This window comes from Spongiibacter marinus (assembly GCF_016906995.1).
GTDB classification, from domain to species: Bacteria; Pseudomonadota; Gammaproteobacteria; order Pseudomonadales; family Spongiibacteraceae; genus Spongiibacter; species Spongiibacter marinus.
In genome coordinates this window covers 147,667-170,657 of the sequence record NZ_JAFBBD010000002.1, presented here as the reverse complement: position 1 = coordinate 170,657, position 22,991 = coordinate 147,667, and the positions used below count along the sequence as shown (strand labels likewise).

The window sequence follows — 22,991 nt, the reverse complement described above, 5'->3', positions numbered from 1 at the left end:
ACACACCGAGGTCACTATTATGAGCAGCCACTCACTTATCGCACCACTCTGCCTTAGCCTTGCCATTACCGCCTGTGGTGGTGGAGGTGGTGGCGGCGGTGGAAACAATACGGCAAGTACTGCCGACAGCGACAGCGCAAACATCACCCCAGCGCCCGTTCAGCAACCCGTCGTTGTCGACGAACCGCAGCCGCCCGCGGAAACCACCGCCGATTTACAAGTGCCCGAGGGCTTTGATCTTCGCCAAGACTACACGCTGACCGTCACCAGTTACATTGGCGACAGCGGCGGCAATGAATTCCTGACTATTTGCCGCAACTACAGCGAAAATGCCGACGGCTTCGACGTCGACTTAAAAAGCTGCCTATTGAAAACCTACGTCGCAGGAAACAGCGATTACACCGTGCAAGCTCGCAATACTGACGACACCTTGCTGGTGAGCATCTGGAAACTCGATACCCCGGATCAGACCCAGCATCGCGTCTGGCAGCGGCAGTACCGCGATGAGGAATTTATTGAAATTCGCTAAGGCCAGTCCCCCCTACATGACAAAAAGTTATAGCACCGGCACTTGAAGTATTTTTACACTATGGTGTAAAAATACTTCAAGGTAGAAAAACTACTTATAACAATAATTAAACGGCGGCGTATTACCGCCCGCCAATTCGCCGGAGAGTCATCGTGGATTATTTTGCACGCCCTAGCCTCAGTGCTATCGCCGGGGGCATCGCCCTCGGCCTAAGTATTAGCCCGTTTGCCAACGCCGAGTCAGCCGCTGACAACACCTTACAAAAAGGTGTGCTGGAGGAAGTGCTGGTGACAGCGCGAAAGCGCAGCGAGAGTATGCAGGACATCCCTATTGCCGTTACGGCAATTAGCGCCGACAGTCTCCGCGAGCGCGGCATTAGCAACACCAGCGAGTTAACCAAGTCGGTTCCCAGCCTCGAGATTCGCAAGGGCCAGGCCAACCAAATTTACATTCGCGGCATTGGTGAACGCACCGGTTTTGCCCGCGTTGATCCCACGGTAGGCGTGTATTTAGACGATTTATTCCTACCCCGCTCAGACGGCCAGCTACTCGATACCGTCGACATCGCCAGCATTCAGGTATTGCGTGGCCCACAGGGAACTCTCTTCGGGAAAAACACCACCGGTGGCGCCATGGTGGTCAGCCTGCAAAAGCCCGACGCCGAGCCCGCAGCGTATGTGGAAGCAGGCGTCGGCAACTACGCCCAGCGACGCTTGAAAGCCGGTGTAAACTGGCCAATCGGTGATCACTTTTTCACCCGCGCAGCGATTAACATCACCAAAGACGATGGCTACTTCGAGAATGTCGCCACCGGCCAGAACAACCCCACCAATGACCGCCAGTCGCTGTTGCTGCAAACCCGCTGGGAAGCCAGTGAGCATTTCAGTCTGGATACCCAGGCATTTCTGGGGAAAATCCGCGAAAACCTCAGTGGTATCAACTGTTCTGTGCCCAGCCAGGAGGCCCTGTATATACAGGGCCTTTGGGTTGCCCACCCCGGCGACACGGATCCTGCAAATTTGCGGGCCTTTCAGGAAAACTGTGACGCCAACTCCCGGGAGCGCCTGGGCGATTTAAAATCGAACCAGGGTCCCAACCCGCGCTTGCAGAAGGATCTTGATACCGCGCTGCTCGCGGCGACCGCTGACTGGCAGATCAGCGACACCCTGAGCCTGAAGTCCGTTATCGGCCTGCGCGGTGAGAAGGAAGGCCCAATACAGGCCAGCGATCCCGATGGCGGCCCCGCGCTGTGGAGTAGCTACATTAATACCGAGGACAGCGACCGGCGTTCCTACAGCTTTGAACTGCAGCTCAATGGTTCAGCCTTTGAACAACGCCTGCGCTATACCGCCGGCCTATTTGCCATGCAGGAAACCAACAGCGAGAACTTCACCGTCTCTAACAGTATTCGTGGCATCGACTCGCAGACCCTGGCAGAGCTTGCCCTGAGCCAGTCGCCCACACGCCCCGTGCCGGGCGGCACCGTGCCCTTGGTCGGTTTTATCGGTGCCCCGCTGGTGGTTTCGGACTTCGAATTGGAAAACACCACCCTCGCCGCCTTTACGCAAGCCTCCTTTGATATCAACCAACAGCTAGAGCTCACATTGGGCTACCGCATTACCGAAGAGCAGCGACAATCCGAACTCAGCACCACCGAGGCCGACATGGCGGCAATTGAGCAGCGCCTGCTCGGCAGCGGCCTGTTTGGTAACGGCACTAATATCGGCGTGTTTGGCCCCGGTGCCGGCGGCTTTTTCCCCTACCTCGGCCCCCTGGGCTGGCGAGACGATCCAGTGAGCATTGCCGCGGCCCTGTTCCCAGACGCCGACGGCGATGCCCTTCACGACTATCCCTTAGACCCGAATACCCGCCGCAAGGATATCGGCGACGAAACCTTTCGCCAGGCCACGCCAATGGTGTCATTGGCCTACACACTGCCGGACCACTGGCTAGACGGAGAGTTGCTCAACAGCGCATTGTTTTACGCCACATGGAGCCGCGGCTTTAAGTCGGGCTTTTTCGAGCCGCGGGGCGTCGACGGCCTGCAGCGGATCAACCCGGAGGTCGTCACCAATAACGAGATCGGCTTTAAGATCGATGCCTTTGAGCGCAGTGTTCGTATTAACGGCGCGTTCTACCACATGGACTTTGACGACCAACAACTCATTGCCGTCGGCTCAGACTCGGCACAAAACGTTGTTGTGGTATTCGGCAATGCCGGCCAGTCTGAAATACGCGGCGCGGAGCTGGAACTGTTATGGCTTCCCAGCTCGGCACTGCAAATTAACGCCAGCCTCAGCATCAATAACTATCGATACATAGAATTCACCGAGCTGGACCTGCAGTCGGCCATCGTTGGCCAGGAAAAGTTCGTCGATCGCAGCAATGAGACCTTTCCTGTCTCCCCGGACAAGTCAGCCTCGCTTGGCGTGCAATACACCTGGTCCGGCGACATCGGCATAGTGACCTCTCGCCTCGACCTCAGCTACAAAAGCGACGTTTTCTACGGTTTTGACCCGGCATCCTATGCCGCCTTCAAAGACTCACCGGAAAAGGCCGGCCAGCCCGCCTATGCACTGCTAGATGGCCGCCTGACCTGGCAAAACCCGGCCGGTGACTTAAGCGTATCGGCCTGGGCCAAGAACATCACCGACGAGCGATACCGCATCGGCGTCGTCGCCGTTGCCGACTCATCCGGCACCTATAACCAGGCCTGGGGCGAACCCCGAATGTTCGGCCTGGATCTTCGACAATTGTTCTAACACTGGCAACACACTACTTATAACAAGGAGAAAACCATGCAAAGCTTCAAAGAAAAAGTCGTTGTCGTTACCGGCGGCGCCAGCGGCATTGGCCGCGCACTCGCCAATGCATTTTTAGAGGAAGGCGCCAAAGTGGTGATCTCCGACGTGGAGAAAACCGCACTGGATAAAACGGCAACCGAGTTAGCCGCCAAAGGGGGTGTGGTGCGCGCTGTTGTCACCGACGTATCCAAACCCGAGTCGGTCAATGCTCTGGCCGATGCGGTGTTCAGCGAATTTGGTGCCTGCCACGTGCTGTGCAACAACGCCGGGGTTAGCGTGCCCAACAATAATGTGTGGGACACCACGCCCAACGACTGGCAGTGGGTATTAGGCGTGAATCTGCGCGGCATCGCCCACGGCGTTCAGGCCTTTGTGCCACGCATGCTGGAGTCCGGTGAAGAAGGCATTATTATGAACACCAGCTCTGGGGACGGCGGCATTTCACCGCTGGCAGACCAATCTGTCTACGCCTCGAGCAAAGCCGGGGTGTCGATCATGACGGAGTGTCTAAACGCACAGCTTGTCGGCCAGGAAAGTAAATTGCGCGCCTGCATCTTCTATCCGTCCGGGGGTATCTTGCCAACGGGCATCTGGACCACGCGCCGCAACCGCCCCGCTGAGCTAGCGCGAGAAAAGCCTGCCCCCGAAGGCGCAGAAATGACCTTCGACGAGTTTATGGAGGGCATGAAGCAAATCGGCGTAGACCTGCCAGTACAAGACCTGGACGAATTGGCACGGTTTGCTCTGGATGGGCTGCATCAGGGCGACTTTGTGATTATGATTGGCCGCGAGTCGATGGAAGACACACTGGTGGAGCGCGCGCGCAAACTCGCTCGTGGGGAATGCCCGATTGAGCACGGCCTGCACGCATAGTTACTGAAACCACGCCCACCCCAGGTGTAAGAATGCCCCATGTGGATGCGCCGCCGGTGCGCCCACATGGGTAACCACAGCAACCGGGAGGGCGCCATGTTAACGCGCGTAGAACACGATTTTGGCCGCGGCCCCGCGGCCTGGCTCCACGGCGGAAAGGGCGAGCAGCCGCTGCATTTCGCTGCCGCTAACGGCTTTCCCGTTGCCAGCTACCAGTTCTTTCTACGCCACTTTGCCGACGACTTTTCTCTGCTTGGCATGGAAAACCGCGGAGCCTGGCCGCATGCGCAGCCACCGCGAGGTTTTAACTGGCAAGATCACGCCGACGACCTGATTGCCTTTCTCGAGCACCAACAAACAGCCCCGGTCGTGGCACTGGGACATTCCATTGGCGCATCGGTAAGCGCCCTCGCCGCCGCGCGTCGGCCTGATTTATTCAAGGCACTGGTGATGTACGACCCCGCCACATTGCCCGGCCGCCTACTGCCTAAGTTTCCAAAGCTGATTTCCCCGTGGGTCACACGCCATATCGGCCTCGTCAAACGCACACGCGGGCGGCGGCAACAGTGGACTGACCACCGCGAGTTCATCGACTATCACGCGCAAAAACCTATATATAAGCGCTTCTCTGAACAGGCTTTTGTCGATTACGCCAACGCTGTACTTAGCCCCGTCGACGATGGTTACCAACTGAATTACTTACCGGCGTGGGAAGCACACAACTTCAGCCATGTTGACTCCCCCTGGCAGGCGTTGAAAACCATTAAGGTGCCAACGCTGTTGCTGCGCGCCGAACACAGCTACCTCTACCCACCCAGCGTATTTGAGTTTCACGCGCGGCGGTGCTCGCCCTGCGTCGACCACTCTGTGATCGCCGGCGTCGGCCATATGGCCCTGCAAGAGGATGACGAACAGGTTGCCGCCATAACCCGGCGCTGGTTGAGCGAGCAACAATTGCTGTAGATCAACGCTGTCCGCACTTGGCATTCTTTTTATGGCGCCAGCCTTGCTACACTGAGCCACTTTCCACAGCGAGGTGAGCCATGACGACCATCATTCCGCAGTTCATCAACGGCGAGTACCTGCCGGGACAATCCACTGAGTCGCAAAGCATTGTCGACCCCGCCACACAGCAGCACCTTGCCAACCTTCCCTACAGCAGCGAGGCCGATATTGAACGCGCTATTGAAGGCGCCGAGAAAGCCTTTGCATCGTGGCGGAAAGTGCCAGTACCCGAACGCGCACGGCTGATGTTGCGCTATCAGCACCTGCTAAAAGCCCACCACGATGAACTGGCGGAAATTCTGGCCCAAGACAACGGCAAGACCTTTGAGGATGCCAAGGGCGATGTCTGGCGCGGCATTGAAGTTGTCGAGCAGGCCTGCAATATCCCCAGCTTACTGATGGGCGAAACCGTTGAGAATGTCGCCCGCGATGTCGACACCTACAGCATCACCCAGCCACTGGGAGTGTGCGTAGGCATTACGCCGTTTAATTTCCCAGCGATGATTCCACTGTGGATGTTCCCGCTGGCAATCGCCTGCGGAAACACCTTCATCCTCAAGCCCTCTGAACAAGTGCCAATGACCGCACTGCGACTTGTTGAACTCTTTGAAGAGGCGGGCTGCCCTGCAGGCGTCTTGCAAATGGTGCACGGCGGCAAACAGCAGGTCGATGCATTACTTGATGCGCCACTGACCCGAGCGATTTCGTTTGTGGGATCGGTTCCCGTCGGTGAGCATATTTATCGCCGCGGTTGCCACCAGCTCAAACGCGTGCAGTGCATGGCCGGTGCGAAAAACCACATGGTGATCATGCCCGATGCCGACAAAAACACCGTGATCAATAATTTGCTGGGCGCAGCTGTCGGCGCCGCGGGTCAGCGCTGCATGGCAATAAGCGTGGCGGTATTCGTGGGCGATGCGATTCAGTGGCTGGACGAACTTACTGAGAAACTCCGGGCAATTCGCCCCGGACATTGGAAAGATCCCGAGGCCGGCTACGGCCCCTTGATCAGCCCGGCAGCCAAACAGCGCGTGGAGGCCTTAATTGCCGCTGGCGTGGATGAGGGGGCAAACCTGAAACTCGACGGCCGCCAATGCCAGGTTGCGGACTTCCCCGACGGCAACTGGCTTGGCCCCACGGTATTTGCCGATGTCACCACCGACATGCGCATCTATCGGGAAGAAATTTTTGGCCCGGTACTGTGCGCCATGCAGGTCGCCAACCTCGACGAAGCGCTGGCACTGGTCAACAGCAGCCCCTTTGGCAACGGCACGTCGATCTTCACCGCCTCTGGCGCCGCGGCTCGCCGCTACCAAAGCGAGGTTGAAGTGGGCCAGGTGGGTATTAATATTCCCATTCCCGTCCCGCTGCCGTTCTTTTCATTCACTGGTTGGAAGAAGTCATTCATGGGCGACCTGCATGCCTACGGCAAACAGGCGGTGCGCTTTTACACTGAGACGAAAACCATCACCGCGCGCTGGCCTGAAGACGACGCCAGCTCAAGCGCGCCGAATATGACCATTTCTCTGAAATAATTAGAGGGGTCGCCAAAAAGGCGACCCCGCTAAAACAAGATGAGCTTTACTTGATTTTCAAATTCAGCGAGCAGGCGATCGCCCTCGCTGGGTGAGTCCCGCGATACATCGAGAATGTCGGGGATCAAACTGAGGCCCAGTGAAATAATGGCGGCCACAGCGGCATACTTACTTTCGAGGTCAAAGCGTTCAAAGAGCCCACGCCGATGGAAGTCGGTCGCCATGTCCTCAACAATTTCCCGCACCTCATTGCGAATCGCACCTCGCAATAGCGAAGAACTCCCCGCCCGTTCTCTGGCGATCAAAATAAACAGCGGTTCATTGCCGCGAATATACCCAAACGCCGCCTGCACTGACGCCTCGATAACCGCTTCCTCTGACTCCGCGTCCCTGACGCTACTCAACACCTCGCGCAGGGTGCTGCCCACTTCATTAACGAGCGCTAATCCCAGTTCCTCCACCGAGGAAAAGTGGCTGTAAAACGCCGGGGGACTCAAACCACAGGCCTTGGTGATTTGTCTCAGGCTGATACCAGACAAACCACTCTGATCTTCCGCCAAAAGGTTCAGGGCCGCATTCATCAACTTTTCCTTGTTCCCCTTGCGGCTCTGTTTGGGCTTGCTCTCGCTCATTTTCTCCTCAACTGTGAACGCATTTTTACAAATGTTAACACCATCACACGACTAGCGCCCAACAACATTCACACAAACCGTTGATAACACAACAAAAATAGCCCATTTCACGAAGCCACCAGTGCCTCGCATAAAATCTTGACACCCGTTAAGTTAATGAACTAAAGTCCATCTTAACACATGTTAACTTTAATGCGAGGCGATTTCGGATGTCTGCAAGCACTACACACTGGCGCGACCCCAAGCGCTATATGTGGGCCTTGGGCCTATTGGTTCCCCTGTTCCCCATTGTTGGCGCCGCCATCTACATGACAACGGGACAAATTTGGGGCTGGTGGTTTGCTCCTTTCATGGTGTATCTGGTGATCCCGATGATGGATTTCGTCATTGGCACTGACCGCTCAAACCCACCAGAGAGCGCTGTTGCGCAACTCGAGGCCGACCCTTATTACCGCTACATTGTTTACGCGTATATCCCGCTGCAATACGTGGGCACGTTAATCGCCGTGTGGTTTGCCTGCACCGAACTTGGCCCCTGGGGTATCGCTGGCGCCCTGTTAAGCTGTGCTTACGTAAACGGCATCGGCATCAATACCGGTCATGAGCTTGGCCATAAACGCGACGCTCTCAGCCAGTTTTTGGCGAAGCTGGCACTGGCCCCCGTCGCCTATGGCCACTTTTATGTCGAGCACAACTTCGGTCATCACCGCAACGTCGCGACTCCCAAAGACCCCGCCAGCTCAAGGATGGGAGAGAGCTTTTGGCGCTTTCTGCCCCGCACCGTCATTGGCAGCTTGCGCTCAGCATGCGAAATTGAAAAACAGCGCCTCGAGCGCAAAGGCCTCAGCTTTTGGCACTGGCGCAATGACGTGCTTCAGGCATGGTCAATGACGATTGTACTGTTCGCGGCATGCACGCTCTGGCTGGGCTGGCCTGCTCTGGCGTTTCTGGTGGTTCAAGCAGCCCTCGGCGCGTCATTGCTGGAAGTCATCAACTATGTTGAACATTACGGCCTGCTGCGCCAGCAAGATGAAAAGGGGCGCTATGAGCGCTGCCTGCCCAAGCACTCGTGGAACAGCAACCACATCGTTACCAACCTGTTGCTCTATCAGCTGCAGCGCCACTCCGACCACCACGCCCATCCCAACCGAGCGTTTCAGGCCCTGCGGCACTTTAGCGACAGCCCACAGCTACCCTCTGGCTATGCGTCGATGATGATCCTCGCCTACTTTCCGCCACTGTGGTTCCGAGTGATGGACCCGAAAGTTGTCGCTCACCATCAGGGCAATCTCAGTCAGGCGCATTTGCACCCCAGTAAGGCGCAGAAGCTGAAACGCCGTTACCCAACGTCAAGCAATCAGGGCCTAGCGGCCTAATCAACACGAACACACCTGTCGCCGCCGCTTAGGCGGCGCCTCAGTTTGTAATGGAGAACCATAATGATAAGAAAGACTGCACTATACAGCGCGCTATCTATCGGACTCTGCCACAGCCCGCAGCTTTTTGCCGCACAGCTGGAAGAAGTTATCGTTACCGCGCAGCTGCGCGAGCAAAGCCTGCAAGACGTACCGGTTTCGGTCAGCGCTATCGGTGGTGAGAAATTAATGGAAGCCGGGCTGGCAAAAATTGAAGACCTGCAGGCCTACGTCCCCAACTTTACGATGACCGAATCCAGCATCGGTACCGACATTTATATTCGCGGTATCGGCTCTGGTGAAAACCAAGGCTTTGAGCAATCGGTTGGCATGTACGTAGATGGCGTGTACTACGGCCGCGCCCAGCTGGCGCGCGCGCCCTTCCTCGACCTCGAGCGTGTCGAAGTATTGCGTGGCCCACAAAATATCCTGCTGGGTAAAAACAGTATTGCCGGCGCCATTAATGTCGGCACCGCCTCGCCCAGCCAGGAACCCGAGCTGTTTATCCAGGGCACCTACGAGCCCGACCTCGGTGAGCGAGTGATAGACTTTGTAGCCTCTGGCCCACTGACCGACGCACTGAGCATGCGCTTTGCAATGCGCCAGCGCCAGATCGACGGCTTTGTGGAAAACCAGGTTCTCGACCGCGATGAGGCCGAGCGCGACGAGGCAACCTATCGACTGAAAGTCGGCTGGGACCCAGGCGATGACTTCAAGGCCATGCTGAAACTGGAAATCGGCAGCTTCGATGTGGTGGGTCGTCAGTCGGAGATTATTAACGATACGCCCTCTGACTCAGACATCTTTATCTTCACCGGGCGCACTTATGGTGAGATTCTCAACAACACCGTATTCCCGGACTTCGGCGCCGCCAGCGGCGTTTTCGCTGCCCTGCCAGCGCCGGTGCGCAACCTGCTGCAACTACAGGACAACGGCTCTATTCTGAATATGCAGGCCGATGACTCGGTGCTCGACACCAAGGCCGATCGCAAGCGCCACGCCAACGGCGACTTCAGCTATAACGATACGCAAAACGTCACCCTGAATATGGACTGGTATAAAGATGGGCACACCTTCTCGTCGATTACCGCCTACATGGCTTACCAGTACGATGAGGAGTGTGACTGCGACTTTACCGGCTCACCCCTTTTCCAGGTGGTTATGGAAGAGGAATACGAGCAGTTCAGCCAGGAGTTTCGCTGGATATCCCCGGCAGGCGAGAACTTCGACATGATCGCTGGCACGTACTTCCAGTACAACGATGTCTACTTTTTCGACTCCATTGTTCTGCCCTCCACGCTGGTTCCCCAGCTGATCAATGCTGCCGACCTGCTTGAAGGCGGCGCACGCGGCGACATCGACCCCGGCGCCAATGGCAGCAGCGGCTTTGAACTACTGGGTATAGGCGATGCCGGTAACTCGCTGATCGATATTCGCTCACCGCGCGATTTCAAAAGCGACTCGATTATTGCCTCGGCCTTTATGCAAGGCACCTGGATTATCAACCCGAGTTGGCGCCTGACTCTGGGCGGCCGCTATACCTACGAGAAGAAAAGCGGCAGCAGAAAGCTAGAGTTCGGGCTGCCGGATGGCTCTCGCCTGCCGATTGGTGAAACCGATACCGCCGCCGCCGTGACCTTTGCCGCCGAACGCCACGACTTAAAAGGTAAGCGCACCGAGTCACAGTTTGCACCGCTGGTAAATATTCAGTGGGACATCAACGACGCGGCAATGAGCTACTTCTCCGCTCGCCGAGGCTTTAAATCGGGCGGCTACGATGCCCGCTCCAACTCCTCGCCCAGTGCCGACCCCACACCGAGCAACCCCAATGCCGTTGGGCCTAACCCGCAGGTGTTAATCGGTAGCTTCGAGTATGAGGAAGAGCGCGCCACGTCCTACGAGTTAGGTTTGAAAACCACCTTGTTCGACGGTGTTGCCGAGCTGAATACCGCACTGTTTTACACCCAGTTCGACGATCTTCAGGTCAGTGTGTTTGATGGCACCCTGGGCTTCAATGTCGGCAATGCCGCCAGCGCTGTGACCCAGGGTATTGAATTCGACGGCCGTATCGCACTGAGTGAAAACCTGATGCTTGCCGGTGGCTTGGCGTTTTTGGACTTTGAGTTTCAAAACCACGAATTCGGCACCTGTATTCAGGACCAGATTCCCGACAACCCCAATGGCATCAACTGCGATTACTCCGGGAAAACCAACCAGTATGCCGCCGACTTCTCGGGCAACTTATTGCTCGCATACGAAAGCGCACTGGGTGACAGCTTAATGCTGCGGGCAAACCTGGATGCCATCTTCAGCGACGAGTACCACCCATCGCCAAACCTGGATGAGCGCGTAAAACAAGACGCCTTTATTCAGTACAACGGCCGGGTATCACTGTCTGCGGCAGACGGCACCTGGGAGCTGGCGCTGCTGGGTAAAAACCTCACCGACGAGCTGATAGTGCTGTACGCAGTTGACACCCCTGTGGCCAAGAAAGTCATCGCAGGCACCACCAGCCACCACGGCTTTACCAACCCACCACGGACGCTCGCCCTGCAAGCCTCCTATCGCTGGTAAGCCGCAGACAAGCTCAACGCAAACTGTCGTTGAGCTTGTCTAATACCTTCTGACCGGGGCAAAGCTCTGCCTCGGTCAAGGCCTGCAACGGTGTCTTGCTGGTACCGATAATTTCATGCAGGTCCTGAGAATCCTCATCCATATACAACAGCCCGGTGAGAATTTGCTCTTTGGCTCGGTAATCCTTTATCAAGCGCAACGCCGAGCGCCGGCTGTTTAGGTCCAGCTCTGGATCCGCCTTGCGAAGCTGCACCACTGAGCCGTCGTGCAGCGTTACCGCCTTGCTTTCACCTTCGGCATAACTGGCCGAAATTTCCTGCTTAAACGGAACATAATCCACCGTCCCCGTCGCCGCCAAGTGATCCCGCACATACTCATAACCCTTGGTCGAAGCCGGATTATTATTAAAGGTGACACAGGGTGAGATCACATCGATAAAGGCAAAACCGCGGTGACTGATCGCTGCCTTGATCAACGGCACGAGTTGCTCGCGATCCCCCGAGAAGCTCCGCGCAACAAAGCTGGCACCGAGCTGCAGGGCGATGCTGGCCAGGTCGATGGCCTCAAAGGGATTGGGCTCCCCCTTTTTACTGGCCGAGCCAACATCGGCGGTCGCGGAGTCCTGCCCCTTTGTTAAACCGTAGCAGCCGTTGTTCTCGACCACGTACATCATATTCACGTTGCGACGCACGGCGTGAGTGAACTGCCCCATACCAATGGATGCTGAATCGCCGTCACCTGAGACGCCAACGTAGATTAAGTCGCGGTTCGCCAGGTTCGCACCTGTCGCGACCGATGGCATGCGGCCGTGAACCGAGTTGAAGCCGTGAGAATTGCCGAGAAAGTAGGTGGGTGTCTTCGAGCTGCAGCCAATACCGGAAAGTTTGGCCACCTTGTGTGGGGCGATGGATAACTCGAAACAGGCCTGCACAATCGCCGCGCTAATCGAGTCGTGGCCACAACCCGCACAGAGGGTCGACAGCGCGCCCTCATAATCCTTGCGGGTAAAACCCAACTCGTTAATCGGCTGCTCCGGATGGCGGAAACTCGGGCGTAAATAGGTCATTACACGGTCTCCTTGGCGGCGCGCAGCGGCTGTACTTTGTTCTCGTCAAGGTGGCGGCAAATATCGCTCTCAATCTGCCGAGCAGTAATCGGCATACCGCCGTAGTTTAAAATAGGCACTAAACGACGCGGCGATACCAGGCATTCGTTGACGATTAAGCTGCGCATTTGCGCGTCACGATTTTGCTCAATAATAAAAAGTTGCTTGTGGCTATCAATAAACGCGGCCACACCATCGTCGAAGGGAAAGGCCTTTAACCGCAGCGTGTCGACGGCGATCCCCGCTCGCGACAAACTGTCTACCGCCTCTCGCGCTGCCTCGTGGCTGGTTCCGTAGTAAATCACCCCTACATCTGCAGCGCCGCTCGCATTGCACGCCTCCGCTTTGGGCACCTTGGTGGATGCCGTTTGCCATTTCTTCAGCAGGCGCTGCATATTCAATTCGTATTGCGCACTGTCTTCGGTGTACACGGCGTACTCGTCTCGGGAGGTGCCGCGAGTGAAGAATGCGCCCTTCTCGGGGTGGGCACCGGGATAGGTGCGATAGGGAATACCGTCGCCATCGGTATCGAGATACCGACCAAAGCGTTCCGACATCGCCTCTAGTTGCTCGCCGCTGTACACCTTGCCACGCCGGTATTCGCGCTGGTCATCCCAGCTCAACGGCGGCGACATACTGTCATTCATGCCCAGATCCAAATCGCTCATCACAATCACTGGGGTCTGCAACTCTTCGGCTAAATCGAAAGCCTCCGCCGTCATGGAAAAGCACTCCTGCGCCGTGGCCGGAAACAACAGCACGTGTTTGGTATCGCCGTGGGAGGCATAGGCGCAAGCCATCACATCCGATTGCTGTGTTCGCGTCGGCATACCGGTAGATGGCCCGGCTCGCTGAACATTAATAAGCACACAGGGAATTTCGGCAAAATACGCCAGCCCCAAAAACTCACTCATTAGCGAAATTCCCGGGCCACTGGTTGCCGTAAATGCGCGGGCACCGTTCCAACTGGCACCAATCACCATGCCAATTGCCGCCAGCTCATCTTCAGCCTGCACAATGGCGTAGTTCTTATTGCCGCTGGCAGGATCAATGCGCAAGCGCTTGCAGTATTTATCAAAACCATCGACGACCGAGGTCGAGGGCGTAATGGGGTACCAGGCCGCAACGCTTGCGCCACCATAGATGGCCCCCAACGCCGACGCCGTGTTGCCGTCGATAAGGATCGCGTCACCGACGGCGTCGCGACGCTCCACGCGAATACCCAGCGGGCAGTCGATGTTCTCCGCAGCGTAGTGGTAACCCAGCTCCAGGGCCCGCACATTGGAAGTAATCAGCTTTTCCTTGCCCTGAAACTGGTCGGCCACCAGGCCGGTAAGCACATCAAACTCGATATCCAGCAACGCGGCGAGCGCCCCCACATAGACCACATTACGAAACAGCTGCTGCTGACGCGGATCGCTAAATTCCCGACGGCACAAGTCGCGAAGCGGAATACCAATGAAGGTAACATCACTGCGCAGTAAACGCAGGTCGAGAGGCTTGCTGGAGTCATAGAGGAAGTAACCTCCGGACTCTAATTCTTTGATGTCTTTCGCCATGCTCTGCGGATTCATGCAGACCATCATATCGATGCCACCACGGCGACCGAGAAAGCCCTTCTCGTTCACCCGCACCTCGAACCAGGTCGGTAGCCCCTGAATATTAGAAGGAAAGATGTTTTTGGGGCTTACCGGCAGACCCATACGAAACAGCGCCTTGGCAAACATATTGTTGGCACTCGCCGAGCCGGTGCCGTTAACATTGGCGAATTTGATGACAAAATCATTGACCGCTTCAATACGCTTCATGGCTGTACTTCCTCGCCGGCTTTGCTGACGCTGTAATAAAACTGCTGCATATCCCAAGCCGCAGTAGGACAGCGCTCGGCACACAAACCGCAGTGCAGGCAGACATTTTCGTCTTTAACCATGGCCCTGCCAGTTGCGAGGTCCTCGGATACATAAATGGCCTGATCAGGGTTGTTCGCAGGCATCCGCAGTTTCTGACGCAGTGTGCTTTCTTCGTCGTCGTTAACAACAAAACTCAGGCAACTGGTTGGACATATATCCAAGCAGGCATCACATTCAATGCACAGTTTCTCGGTGAAGACAGTTTGCGCATCGCAATTCAGGCAGCGCTGCGCTTCGTGAAAGGCTGTTTCGGCATCAAAGCCTAACTCAACCTCCAAGCTGCGGTCGGACAATGCCTGATCCAGGTTGGCATGGGGAACACGATAACGGGCGTCATCTTCAATTTGATTGTCGTAGCTCCATTCGTGAATACCCATCTTCTGGCTGACCAAGGTCACCCCCGGCGGCGGGCGCTGTGTCACCGACTCGCCGCGGCAAAACAGATCAATAGAAATCGCCGCTTGGTGGCCGTGGGCAACAGCGGTAATCACATTTTCCGGCCCAAAGGCAGCATCGCCACCAAAAAACACATTGGGCAGCGTCGACTGGAAGGTGTCCTTATCGACAACGGGCAATTGCCACTGATCGAACTCAATACCAATATCGCGCTCAATCCAGGGAAACGCATTCTGCTGACCGATGGCGACCAGCACATCGTCGCAGGCCATATCGACAGGCGGCTCGCCGGTGGGTATCAGTTGCCGCTTGCCGTCTTCGTACACGGCCTTCACTTTCTCAAAGCGCATGCCAACCAGCTTGCCGTCTTCAACAAGGAACGCCTTGGGGACATGGTTATCGTAGATCGGAATGCCTTCCTGCTGGGCGTCTTCCTTTTCCCAGGGTGAGGCCTTCATCTCTTCAAAGGGGCTGCGCACCACCACGCGCACGTCTTCGCCTCCCAAACGCCGGGCGGTTCGGCAGCAGTCCATGGCGGTATTCCCGCCGCCGAGTACCAGCACTCTGCGCCCAACTGTCTGCACATGACCAAACGCCACACTGGCCAGCCAATTGATACCAATGTGGATATTCGCGTCGGCGGCTTCGCGACCAGAAATATCTAAATCGCGTCCCATGGGCGCGCCGCTGCCAACAAACACCGCATCGTAATCGCCCTGTTCAAGCAGCGCTTTCAAACTGTCGACATAGTGCCTAAAGTGGCTGACCACCCCCATATGTAAAATGGTATCGACCTCTTCATTCAGCACCGACTCAGGGAGCCGGAACGCCGGTATCTGGCTGCGCATGAATCCGCCGCCCGCTGGCTGCTCGTCAAATAAGTCGATGTTGTAACCAAGGGGCATGAGGTCGCGGGCAACTGTCAGCGACGCTGGCCCGGCACCCACCAAGGCTATTCGCTTACCGTTTTTCTTTTTCGGGATGATCGGCAAGCGGTCCTGTATATCCGCCTTATTATCGGCAGCCAAGCGCTTTAACCGGCAAATGGCAACGGGCTCTTCTTCCACCCTGCCACGCCTGCACGCGGGTTCACAGGGGCGGTCACAGGTGCGCCCAAGCACACCGGGAAAGACATTCGACTCCCAGTTAACCATATACGCATCGGTATAGCGCTGAGCCGCGATCAGGCGAATATATTCGGGAACGGGGGTATGGGCAGGACAGGCATATTGGCAATCCACCACCCTGTGGAAATACTCCGGGTCTTTTACATCGGTCGGTTTCAATGTTCCCCCTAAATACTATTCTTATTTGGGTTTGAGGAAGCAAAAACGTCTTGTTAGTGGCGATTACAGCATAGCGGCATTAAAAATTCACCAGAAAAATACCGCCATAAATGGCGATAACCGATCAATTTTTGAGGAGGCACCCACACAACTTCTGTAAAGCATGAGCAGCGCTGAACTTTCTGGGCTAGGGTTTACCTAACAGGGTGTGACGCAAAATTAAGCTGTCACCAACAGCAGGGAGGCGACAATAAAACCTACGCAATGCTGGAGAGAGCAATGATGACCCAACAAGATAAAGCCCCTTTTTATAAACCTCTGGCAATCGCCATTACCAGCGCCATTCTGTTGAGCGCCTGCGGTGGAGGCTCTAGCGGTTCTGGCGGCTCAAGCACCACGACATTCTCTGTGACCGATGCCCCGGTCGATGATGTCGAGGCAGTAAAAGTCACGTTCACACGCATTGACCTGAAAGCCGCGTCTGGCTCCGAAAATGATGTCTCCATCACCTTCGATGAGCCCGTTACCATTGAAAACCTGCTCGACCTTACCGGTAACGCTTCAACACCTATCCTCTCAGAGGCAAGCATCCCTCCCGGCGACTACAACCAACTGCGTATTTTTGTTGATGGCGGCTTCCCGAACTCAACCGTCACCCCAGAGGGCGGCAATGAAACCGACCTGTATATTCCGGGCCAACAAAATGGCAACCCCAACGGCAACCCACAGTTTCTGCGACTTGTGTCAGGTTTCACGATCGCCGCGGGAAGCAAGTCAGATTTCACTATCGACTTTGTCTTACGCAAGGGCCTGACCAAACCGGCAAACCAAGACTACTATCTGCTACGGCCTGCATTACGACTGGTAAATAACCTCGAAGTGGGCAGCATCAGCGGCTCTGTCAGCTCGACCGTGGTCAATCACCCCGAATGCCTTTTAAACGAGGGCAATGGTGCGGTTTATCTCTACGATGAGGACCTGACAACGGGTGATGCTATGCCGGAGGACTACTTCGATAGCGAATTGGCAACCGGGGTGCGACCTATTGCCAGTGCCGAAGTGGGGCAGAACGAAAGCGGCGAATTTACCTTCACCATCGGCTTTGTCGAAGCACGCGAAGCGGCTTACAGCGTCGCCTACACCTGCGAACCCGCAAATGACGAGCCAGGTACTGATGACGATATAGATTTCACGGAAGTGCAATCGACCACCGTCACTGCTGGTGAAGAAAGCACGGTTAGCTTCACCGTGGAGCCCGAAGTCGCCGTTGAAGAGCAACCTTCTCAGGAAGCAGAATCAAACCCTGTTTAGCGCCGCAACCAACCCCGTGCTCTTGGCTTCTAACCCGGAGCACGGGCGAGACTCAGCTGGACTTCTTAACAAACTTACTAATAATCACAATGCGCGTGCCATTGACACGCCCTTCAATATGCTCGGGGTTATCGCTAAGGGAGATATTGCGAACGGCAGTGCCGCGTTTGGCGGTGAAACTGGTGCCTTTGACGTTAAGGTCTTTGATCAGGGTAACGCTATCGCCGGCCTGAAGTACCGCACCATTGGCGTCAACAGTTGTCACCTGGTCGCTATAGGCTAGCCCTGCATCGGCCCATTTCTGCAGGGGCTCATCAAGAAACACCATATCCAGCAGGTCTTGCGCCCAGGGCTCGCTACTCAGGCGATGTAACATTCGATAGGAAAGCACCTGAACGGCGGGTTCAGTGCTCCATACACTCTGATTCAGGCAGTGCCAACGCGCCGCCTGCAGGGCATCGTCACCGGCAATCTGCGCAAGGCATTCACCACAAACCACCACCGACGCTGGCTGCTCCGAACCGCTAACCTCATACTCGCTGAGCCCATCACTACTGCCACACAGCTCGCACTGTCCCTGGCTGCGCTGCATCAACGCCTGATCAATTGCCATGATTGCCTCCAAGCAAAAGCCGCGCATTATAAACGATCTGCAACCGCTGCGGTGAAGGTAGTGACTATCAGCCGGCCGCGCGGTCGCTACTGTCTGCGTCAGCACTTGCGTCGACAGGAGTCAGCACCGGCGCATCGTGTTTTTTAACATGGCTCGCACCGATAAACTGGCCCCCCGATTCAATGGCCAGCTCACGCACTCGGATATCGCCATTCACCTGCCCTGACGCCACAATTTCAATGTAGTCGGCATCAACCTTGCCATCGAGCCTCCCGCTCACCAGCACGCGCTTGGCTTTTATATCGCCCTTAAAATGCCCGCTCACACCGATGGTCACATCAGCCTGCGAGGTGATATTGCCGTCTACCGAGCCATCTAAGTGAAAGCTGTCTTTTAACTCGAAGTCCCCGACGAAATGGGTCCCCGCAGCGATAATCGTCGTTCGGGTAGGGCTATCTGATCTCTTACTGTTTTTGCTAATGAGTCCCACTTTATCCTCTCCTCGCGCGTGAAAAGCCCGTCATAATTTTCCAGCGACCACTCCATAAAACTTCTCGGAGCGAGACGCCGATGCAAGTGGCGAACTTCGTAGTGCAAATGGGGAGCGCTGGACAAGCCTGTATTCCCGCTGTAACCAATCAGCTCTCCCTGCTTTACATAGTCGCCAACAGCCACTGTCGACTTACTTAAATGCCCGTATACCGTGGTAAAGCCAAAGTTATGACTCAACTTCACCATCTTTCCAAAACCGCCATCGTTGTACCCTGCCCACTCCACAACACCATTGGCCGTTGCATACACCGGGGTACCAATGCGGGCGCGCAGATCGGCCCCGCCATGCAATTTCATTTTCCCCAATACCGGGTGCTTTCTCATACCGTAGAAGCTCGTGACCTTGGCCTCTTCCAGCGGGTAGCCACTGGGAATGGCGGTGAGCATATAGCGCTTTTCCTGCGCTGTTTGGCTTGCGGTATCCAAGCGAAATTCAATCTCGGCATCCGGATTAGGAGACAGGCCCATCATCGCCTCAATGCTGCCTAATTCCTCGCCCATCATCGACAGGGCTGCCACTTTTTCTTCAACGGAATTTTGCAGTCGTTGCTGCTCTTGCAGTAAAGCCGTATTCTCTGCGCGAATTTCAGATTGCTGGACATGAAGGCGAGAAAGCTCCTGGTCCATTGCATCGAGCTTATTGCTGAGTACGTAAATAGCCAGCACACCGCCGGCAAATAACAGTCCAAGCACAGCGACAAAGCCCGTGGCAAAGTGCTTAATAAATTGCGGTACGCGATAATGCCGCGTTCGCTCAAAACTCGTAACGGTTATTTGGTAGTGATCCCGCATAGCCAACCTGCCATCGCTGCACCGATTTAGGGCGCAATTAGTAGGGACGCCCCGGAGTGTGCGCCCGCTCAAAACGGTGAGCGAGATGCGCAAAATGAGGCAATACTACACAAAGACTGACCAACGGGACAATCTTCGCGACCACCACCCGACAGATCCACGGCCGTTGCGGTGCGCTTTCGCCCAACAGCAACGCACGATATGTGCCAATAATGACAGAACGATTACTCTCATCTATGAAGCAACTGCCATTGGTCACCAACCCTGTTTACAGCTATTCCTTTGATCAAAAGCACCGCTTTCCGATGGAAAAATTTGGCCTGCTAAATCAGTATTTAGCCGGTCAACATATTCTCTCTGCAAGCAACGTCCATCGGCCGGGAAAAGCCCGACCCGAGCTGTTGCAACTCGCTCACTGCAGTGACTACATCAAGCGCTTCACCAGCAATACCCTGGACAAACAGGCCTCACGGCGCCTGGGACTGCCCTGGAGCCAGGGCTTGGTTACGCGCAGCTGGATCTCACCAAATGGCAGCTTTTTGACCGCGCAGTTGGCCCTGCGCCACGGCATCGCCTGTCACCTTGCCGGCGGCACTCACCACGCCCATCGCGACTTCGGCTCTGGCTTTTGCGTATTCAACGACTTGGCTGTCGCCGCTAAAGCCCTGCTTGCTCAGGGCCGGGTGAAGCGCTTGTTGATCTTTGATTGCGACGTTCATCAGGGCGATGGCACGGCCACCATTCTCGCCGACGAGCCCGCCGCCTTTACCTGCTCCGTACACGGTGCGAAAAATTTCCCCGCGCGCAAAGCCTGCAGCGACCTGGATGTTGAGGTGGCCAGCAACTGTGAGGACGACCAATACCTGAGCATCGTCAGCGACACCCTGGAAACGGCATTGGCCAGCGCCCGCCCGGAGCTGGTGATTTACGATGCTGGCGTGGATATCTATGCCGGCGACCCATTGGGCCTGCTAAAGGTCAGTGAAAACGGCATTCGCCAGCGCGACCGCATGGTCATCGAGCGCTGTCGCTCAGCGGGCATCCCGGTGGCAACGGTCATTGGCGGTGGCTACGACGATGATCGCAAGGCACTGGCCAGACGACACGCCATCGTTGTTGAAGAAGCCCAGCGCCGCTTTTTGCAAGAGCAATAAAAAGGGCGGCTAACAAGCCGCCCTGCAGGGGGTCGCCGAAACGCTTAGGGGATCAAACCACCCAGTAGACCTTTCAGGGTATCTGTCAGCAGTGCCAGCGGGTCTGCCCCCGGCTGCTGGGAGACTGCCGACTGAAGCTGATCCACTGCCGAACAGAGTACCGCTAGCGGCGTCCCCTCTAGCGGGCACCCGCCACCACTTAACGCCGACGCAATGGGATCCAGCAGCAAGTCCAGGGGCGTGCCAGTCAACCCACCATCACTACCGCCGCCCTGCAACGCCGCCGCCAGTGACTCGAGTGGAGCAAGCAGAGCATCGAGAGGCGTACCCGTGGGACCAGCGCCAGAACCGCCGCCATTCACACCGTCGCTCAGCACCTCACCCAGTGGGGTCAGAATAGTATTCACGCCAGCGAATAATTGTGCTGCGGCACCACCAAACAACTGATCAAAGGTGGGTGCCAGCACAACCGCCAAACCACCGAGAAGCTGTGAACTTAACGCCTCGACACCGCTATTGATCTGGTCGGACACAACACCCTGCTGCCCGGCCTGCTCTTCGATAAACGTGACTGGAACAATGCCGGTCAGTACATTTTTTAGCAGGTGCTCAACGGTCTGCGACACGCGAAATGCCGTCAATACGCCGTTGCCACTGTCCAGGGCCACCACGGTATTATCAAGGTCGGCGAAGGTCACACTCAGGGTTGTCAGTGCGCCACCCAAGACCGGCGCCGACATCACCTCGGCCGGCAAATTGCTCAAACCTTCTTCGAATGCATCGCTTAACTGGCCGGTGAGTACGGTCAGTGCGGTCAGGTCGAGATCGCCATCAGCACTGCCACCACCACCGGCATTCAGCAGCGGTGCAAGGGCTTCACCCAAGGGAGCCAGAGGCGTTCCGGCAAGTGGATTGTCACCGCCAGGGCTAGCGCTACCGTCGCAATCGCCCTGCCCTGCAAGCGACATTAACAACCCCGGCAGATCAGCCAGTAGCTCGCTGCTCGCCAGCTGCACATTCTCCGCCGCTGCCGCAAAGGCTTGCTGCGGATCCGCCGCCGACTCGGGGTTTACGGCGGCGAGCACTGCGTCCAGAATATCTACAGTATCTTGCGCGACGACTTGATCCAGACAACTGATGCTGGCTTCTAACGGTGTGCCTTCAGCTGCCGACGCCAAGCCACCAAACACCTGCTCAGACAGGGGCTGCTGAATCACATCCAGCGGTCCTTCTACTCCCTGATAACGGGTTGTCTCATCTCCGCCATCATTTGAGCCGCCGTTGTCGGAACCCGACCCAGACCCGCCGCCATCGTTACCCCCATCACCGGAGCCGCCGTCATCGGCGCCATTACCGCCATCGGGAATACTACTGGGGTTATTACTGCTACTGCTGCTCGAGCCTCCGCAGGCACTAAGTGCCAAACTGACACTGAATGCCAGTATAAAGGCGCGATTTAAAGAGGATAATTTCAACATAGGCTTTACTCCGTTAAGTCGCCATGGGTGCAGAAAGACACTGCATACGGCGCTACGCTTTATTCAACCAATACGGCACTTTTTTTGATGTACGGAAAAACCGAGTTATTCATAGTCGCGGGCAAAAAAAAGGCGACCTGTTGGCCGCCTTTTCATCACTGACGCGAAGCGCTTAGCCCAGACCGCCCAACAGGGGGCCCAGAATGGTGTCGAGCAAATCTGTCAACAGATCCAGTGGGTTACCGCCACCACCAAGACCGGATAACAGGCCATCAACCACGGTGCAAAGCGGGTTCAGAGGCGTTTCTGCCAAGGGGCAAGAACCACCGCCGCCCAATGCTGAAGCCAGCGGGTCGAGCAACAGGTCAAGCGGTGTGCCAGTCAGGCCGTCGCCACTACCGCCACCAGTCAGGGCAGCAAATACACCTTCCAGGGGTGCCAGCAAGGCGTCGAGAGGTGTGCCAGTTGGGCCAGCGCCAGAGCCGCCTGAAGCCAGACCGCCAGTGATCGCCTCACCAATCGGTGTCAGCAGCATGTTCAAACCGCTAAACAGTGGATCCAGAGCGCCACCGAACAATGCACCGAATGCAGGGTCCAGCACCGCGCCAAGACCGTTGTCCAACTGCGCTGTTACCTGACCGATACCATCTTTAATCTGGCTGCTAACCGCACCCGGTTGACCAGCTTGCTCTTCGATGAACTCGACAGGAACAACTTGAGTCAGCAGGTTACTTAGCAAGTTATCCAGCGTCGTCGCGATAGCGCCAGCCGTCTCGTCGCCAGAGGCATCGTCGAGGGCACCAATAGTCGTGTCCAAATCGTTAAAGGTCGTTTGCAGGGTAGTCAGCAGACCACCAAGAACTGGCGCGTCAGCCACTTCTGCGGGCAGATTGGCCAGACCTTCGTTAAATGCTGAAGACAGTTGATTAGTCAGTGCTTGCAGCGCCGTCAGATCCAGATTTTCACCATTACCAAACCCACTACCGCCTGCAGCAGTTAGCAGCGGAGCCAACGCGTCACCCAGCGG

At 56.4% G+C, this 22,991-nt stretch carries 18 protein-coding genes; 9 read left to right on the top strand and 9 right to left on the bottom strand.

The window, feature by feature from the left end; all coding sequences use genetic code 11:
• Positions 1-19: 19 nt before the first annotated feature.
• The 5 genes from HNR64_RS03380 to HNR64_RS03360 all read left to right on the top strand — a co-directional run bounded on the left by HNR64_RS03380 (position 20) and on the right by HNR64_RS03360 (position 6,746).
• On the top strand, positions 20-529 hold the full coding sequence (locus HNR64_RS03380) for a hypothetical protein (RefSeq protein WP_204995141.1): 510 nt from the start codon (positions 20-22) through the stop codon (positions 527-529).
• A gap of 152 nt (positions 530-681) precedes the next feature.
• Positions 682-3,291 carry a TonB-dependent receptor domain-containing protein gene (locus tag HNR64_RS03375; RefSeq protein WP_204995140.1) on the top strand — a complete coding sequence of 870 codons (2,610 nt, stop codon included), beginning with the start codon at positions 682-684 and terminating at the stop codon, positions 3,289-3,291.
• Between the two features lie 36 nt (positions 3,292-3,327).
• Positions 3,328-4,206, top strand: coding sequence for an SDR family NAD(P)-dependent oxidoreductase (locus HNR64_RS03370; RefSeq protein WP_204995139.1), 879 nt, complete (start codon positions 3,328-3,330; stop codon positions 4,204-4,206).
• Positions 4,207-4,272: 66 nt separating this feature from the next.
• Positions 4,273-5,169, top strand: coding sequence for an alpha/beta fold hydrolase (locus HNR64_RS03365; protein ID WP_204995138.1), 897 nt, complete (start codon positions 4,273-4,275; stop codon positions 5,167-5,169).
• An 80-nt stretch (positions 5,170-5,249) separates the two neighbouring features.
• A complete protein-coding gene (locus tag HNR64_RS03360) occupies positions 5,250-6,746 on the top strand; it encodes a CoA-acylating methylmalonate-semialdehyde dehydrogenase (protein ID WP_204995137.1) in 1,497 nt (498 codons plus the stop codon).
• Positions 6,747-6,775: 29 nt separating this feature from the next.
• Here the strand turns inward: HNR64_RS03360 and HNR64_RS03355 are convergent, their stop codons facing one another.
• The gene (locus HNR64_RS03355; protein ID WP_204995136.1) at positions 6,776-7,378 is read right to left on the bottom strand and encodes a TetR family transcriptional regulator; all 603 of its coding nucleotides are present in this window, start codon (positions 7,376-7,378) and stop codon (positions 6,776-6,778) included.
• 209 nt (positions 7,379-7,587) lie between these two features.
• Here HNR64_RS03355 and HNR64_RS03350 point away from each other — a divergent pair, with 209 nt between their 5' ends.
• The gene (locus HNR64_RS03350) at positions 7,588-8,754 is read left to right on the top strand and encodes an alkane 1-monooxygenase (RefSeq protein WP_204995135.1); all 1,167 of its coding nucleotides are present in this window, start codon (positions 7,588-7,590) and stop codon (positions 8,752-8,754) included.
• Positions 8,755-8,817: 63 nt separating this feature from the next.
• Complete coding sequence (locus tag HNR64_RS03345) at positions 8,818-11,367, top strand: TonB-dependent receptor (protein WP_204995134.1); 2,550 nt, start codon at positions 8,818-8,820, stop codon at positions 11,365-11,367.
• 13 nt (positions 11,368-11,380) lie between these two features.
• Here the strand turns inward: HNR64_RS03345 and HNR64_RS03340 are convergent, their stop codons facing one another.
• The 3 genes from HNR64_RS03340 to HNR64_RS03330 are packed head-to-tail and all read right to left on the bottom strand — an operon-like array spanning position 11,381 to position 16,064.
• A complete protein-coding gene (locus tag HNR64_RS03340; RefSeq protein ID WP_204995133.1) occupies positions 11,381-12,433 on the bottom strand; it encodes a 2-oxoacid:ferredoxin oxidoreductase subunit beta in 1,053 nt (350 codons plus the stop codon).
• A complete protein-coding gene (locus HNR64_RS03335) occupies positions 12,433-14,280 on the bottom strand; it encodes a 2-oxoacid:acceptor oxidoreductase subunit alpha (RefSeq protein ID WP_204995132.1) in 1,848 nt (615 codons plus the stop codon). The genes HNR64_RS03340 and HNR64_RS03335 overlap by 1 nt, the downstream gene beginning before the upstream one ends.
• Positions 14,277-16,064, bottom strand: coding sequence for an FAD-dependent oxidoreductase (locus HNR64_RS03330; RefSeq protein WP_204995131.1), 1,788 nt, complete (start codon positions 16,062-16,064; stop codon positions 14,277-14,279). The genes HNR64_RS03335 and HNR64_RS03330 overlap by 4 nt, the downstream gene beginning before the upstream one ends.
• 279 nt (positions 16,065-16,343) lie before the next feature.
• On the opposite strand from HNR64_RS03330, the gene HNR64_RS03325 reads away from it, so the two are divergent.
• Positions 16,344-17,375 (top strand): DUF4382 domain-containing protein, encoded by a 1,032-nt coding sequence (locus HNR64_RS03325; protein WP_204995130.1) that lies wholly within the window; start codon positions 16,344-16,346, stop codon positions 17,373-17,375.
• Positions 17,376-17,427: 52 nt separating this feature from the next.
• Here the strand turns inward: HNR64_RS03325 and HNR64_RS03320 are convergent, their stop codons facing one another.
• The 3 genes from HNR64_RS03320 to HNR64_RS03310 form a co-directional block, all read right to left on the bottom strand.
• The gene (locus HNR64_RS03320; protein ID WP_204995129.1) at positions 17,428-17,988 is read right to left on the bottom strand and encodes a PhnA domain-containing protein; all 561 of its coding nucleotides are present in this window, start codon (positions 17,986-17,988) and stop codon (positions 17,428-17,430) included.
• Positions 17,989-18,055: 67 nt separating this feature from the next.
• Complete coding sequence (locus HNR64_RS03315; protein WP_204995128.1) at positions 18,056-18,478, bottom strand: polymer-forming cytoskeletal protein; 423 nt, start codon at positions 18,476-18,478, stop codon at positions 18,056-18,058.
• A complete protein-coding gene (locus HNR64_RS03310; protein ID WP_204995127.1) occupies positions 18,382-19,332 on the bottom strand; it encodes a M23 family metallopeptidase in 951 nt (316 codons plus the stop codon). The genes HNR64_RS03315 and HNR64_RS03310 overlap by 97 nt, the downstream gene beginning before the upstream one ends.
• Before the next feature lie 212 nt (positions 19,333-19,544).
• Between HNR64_RS03310 and HNR64_RS03305 the strand changes: the two genes are divergently transcribed.
• Entirely contained in the window at positions 19,545-20,486 is a 942-nt protein-coding gene (locus HNR64_RS03305) for a histone deacetylase family protein (protein WP_239547564.1), read from the top strand.
• 44 nt (positions 20,487-20,530) lie between these two features.
• Here the strand turns inward: HNR64_RS03305 and HNR64_RS03300 are convergent, their stop codons facing one another.
• Together HNR64_RS03300 and HNR64_RS03295 are read right to left on the bottom strand one after the other, a co-directional pair.
• Positions 20,531-21,964: a hypothetical protein gene (locus HNR64_RS03300; protein WP_204995126.1), complete on the bottom strand. Its 1,434-nt coding sequence runs from the start codon at positions 21,962-21,964 to the stop codon at positions 20,531-20,533.
• A 172-nt stretch (positions 21,965-22,136) separates the two neighbouring features.
• The coding region (locus HNR64_RS03295) for a hypothetical protein (RefSeq protein ID WP_204995125.1) at positions 22,137-22,991 on the bottom strand (855 nt) is incomplete at its 5' end.

Bases quoted from the DNA above. Each gene is read 5' to 3' on its own strand.
- HNR64_RS03325 (WP_204995130.1), top strand. From the start codon at position 16,344: ATGATGACCCAACAAGATAAAGCCCCTTTTTATAAACCTCTGGCAATC.
- HNR64_RS03310 (WP_204995127.1), bottom strand. From the start codon at position 19,332: ATGCGGGATCACTACCAAATAACCGTTACGAGTTTTGAGCGAACGCGG.
- HNR64_RS03365 (WP_204995138.1), top strand. From the start codon at position 4,273: ATGGGTAACCACAGCAACCGGGAGGGCGCCATGTTAACGCGCGTAGAA.
- HNR64_RS03300 (WP_204995126.1), bottom strand. From the start codon at position 21,964: ATGTTGAAATTATCCTCTTTAAATCGCGCCTTTATACTGGCATTCAGT.
- HNR64_RS03335 (WP_204995132.1), bottom strand. From the start codon at position 14,280: ATGAAGCGTATTGAAGCGGTCAATGATTTTGTCATCAAATTCGCCAAT.
- HNR64_RS03380 (WP_204995141.1), top strand. From the start codon at position 20: ATGAGCAGCCACTCACTTATCGCACCACTCTGCCTTAGCCTTGCCATT.
- HNR64_RS03350 (WP_204995135.1), top strand. From the start codon at position 7,588: ATGTCTGCAAGCACTACACACTGGCGCGACCCCAAGCGCTATATGTGG.
- HNR64_RS03345 (WP_204995134.1), top strand. From the start codon at position 8,818: ATGATAAGAAAGACTGCACTATACAGCGCGCTATCTATCGGACTCTGC.
- HNR64_RS03340 (WP_204995133.1), bottom strand. From the start codon at position 12,433: ATGACCTATTTACGCCCGAGTTTCCGCCATCCGGAGCAGCCGATTAAC.
- HNR64_RS03370 (WP_204995139.1), top strand. From the start codon at position 3,328: ATGCAAAGCTTCAAAGAAAAAGTCGTTGTCGTTACCGGCGGCGCCAGC.
- HNR64_RS03360 (WP_204995137.1), top strand. From the start codon at position 5,250: ATGACGACCATCATTCCGCAGTTCATCAACGGCGAGTACCTGCCGGGA.
- HNR64_RS03305 (WP_239547564.1), top strand. From the start codon at position 19,545: ATGACAGAACGATTACTCTCATCTATGAAGCAACTGCCATTGGTCACC.
- HNR64_RS03320 (WP_204995129.1), bottom strand. From the start codon at position 17,988: ATGGCAATTGATCAGGCGTTGATGCAGCGCAGCCAGGGACAGTGCGAG.
- HNR64_RS03355 (WP_204995136.1), bottom strand. From the start codon at position 7,378: ATGAGCGAGAGCAAGCCCAAACAGAGCCGCAAGGGGAACAAGGAAAAG.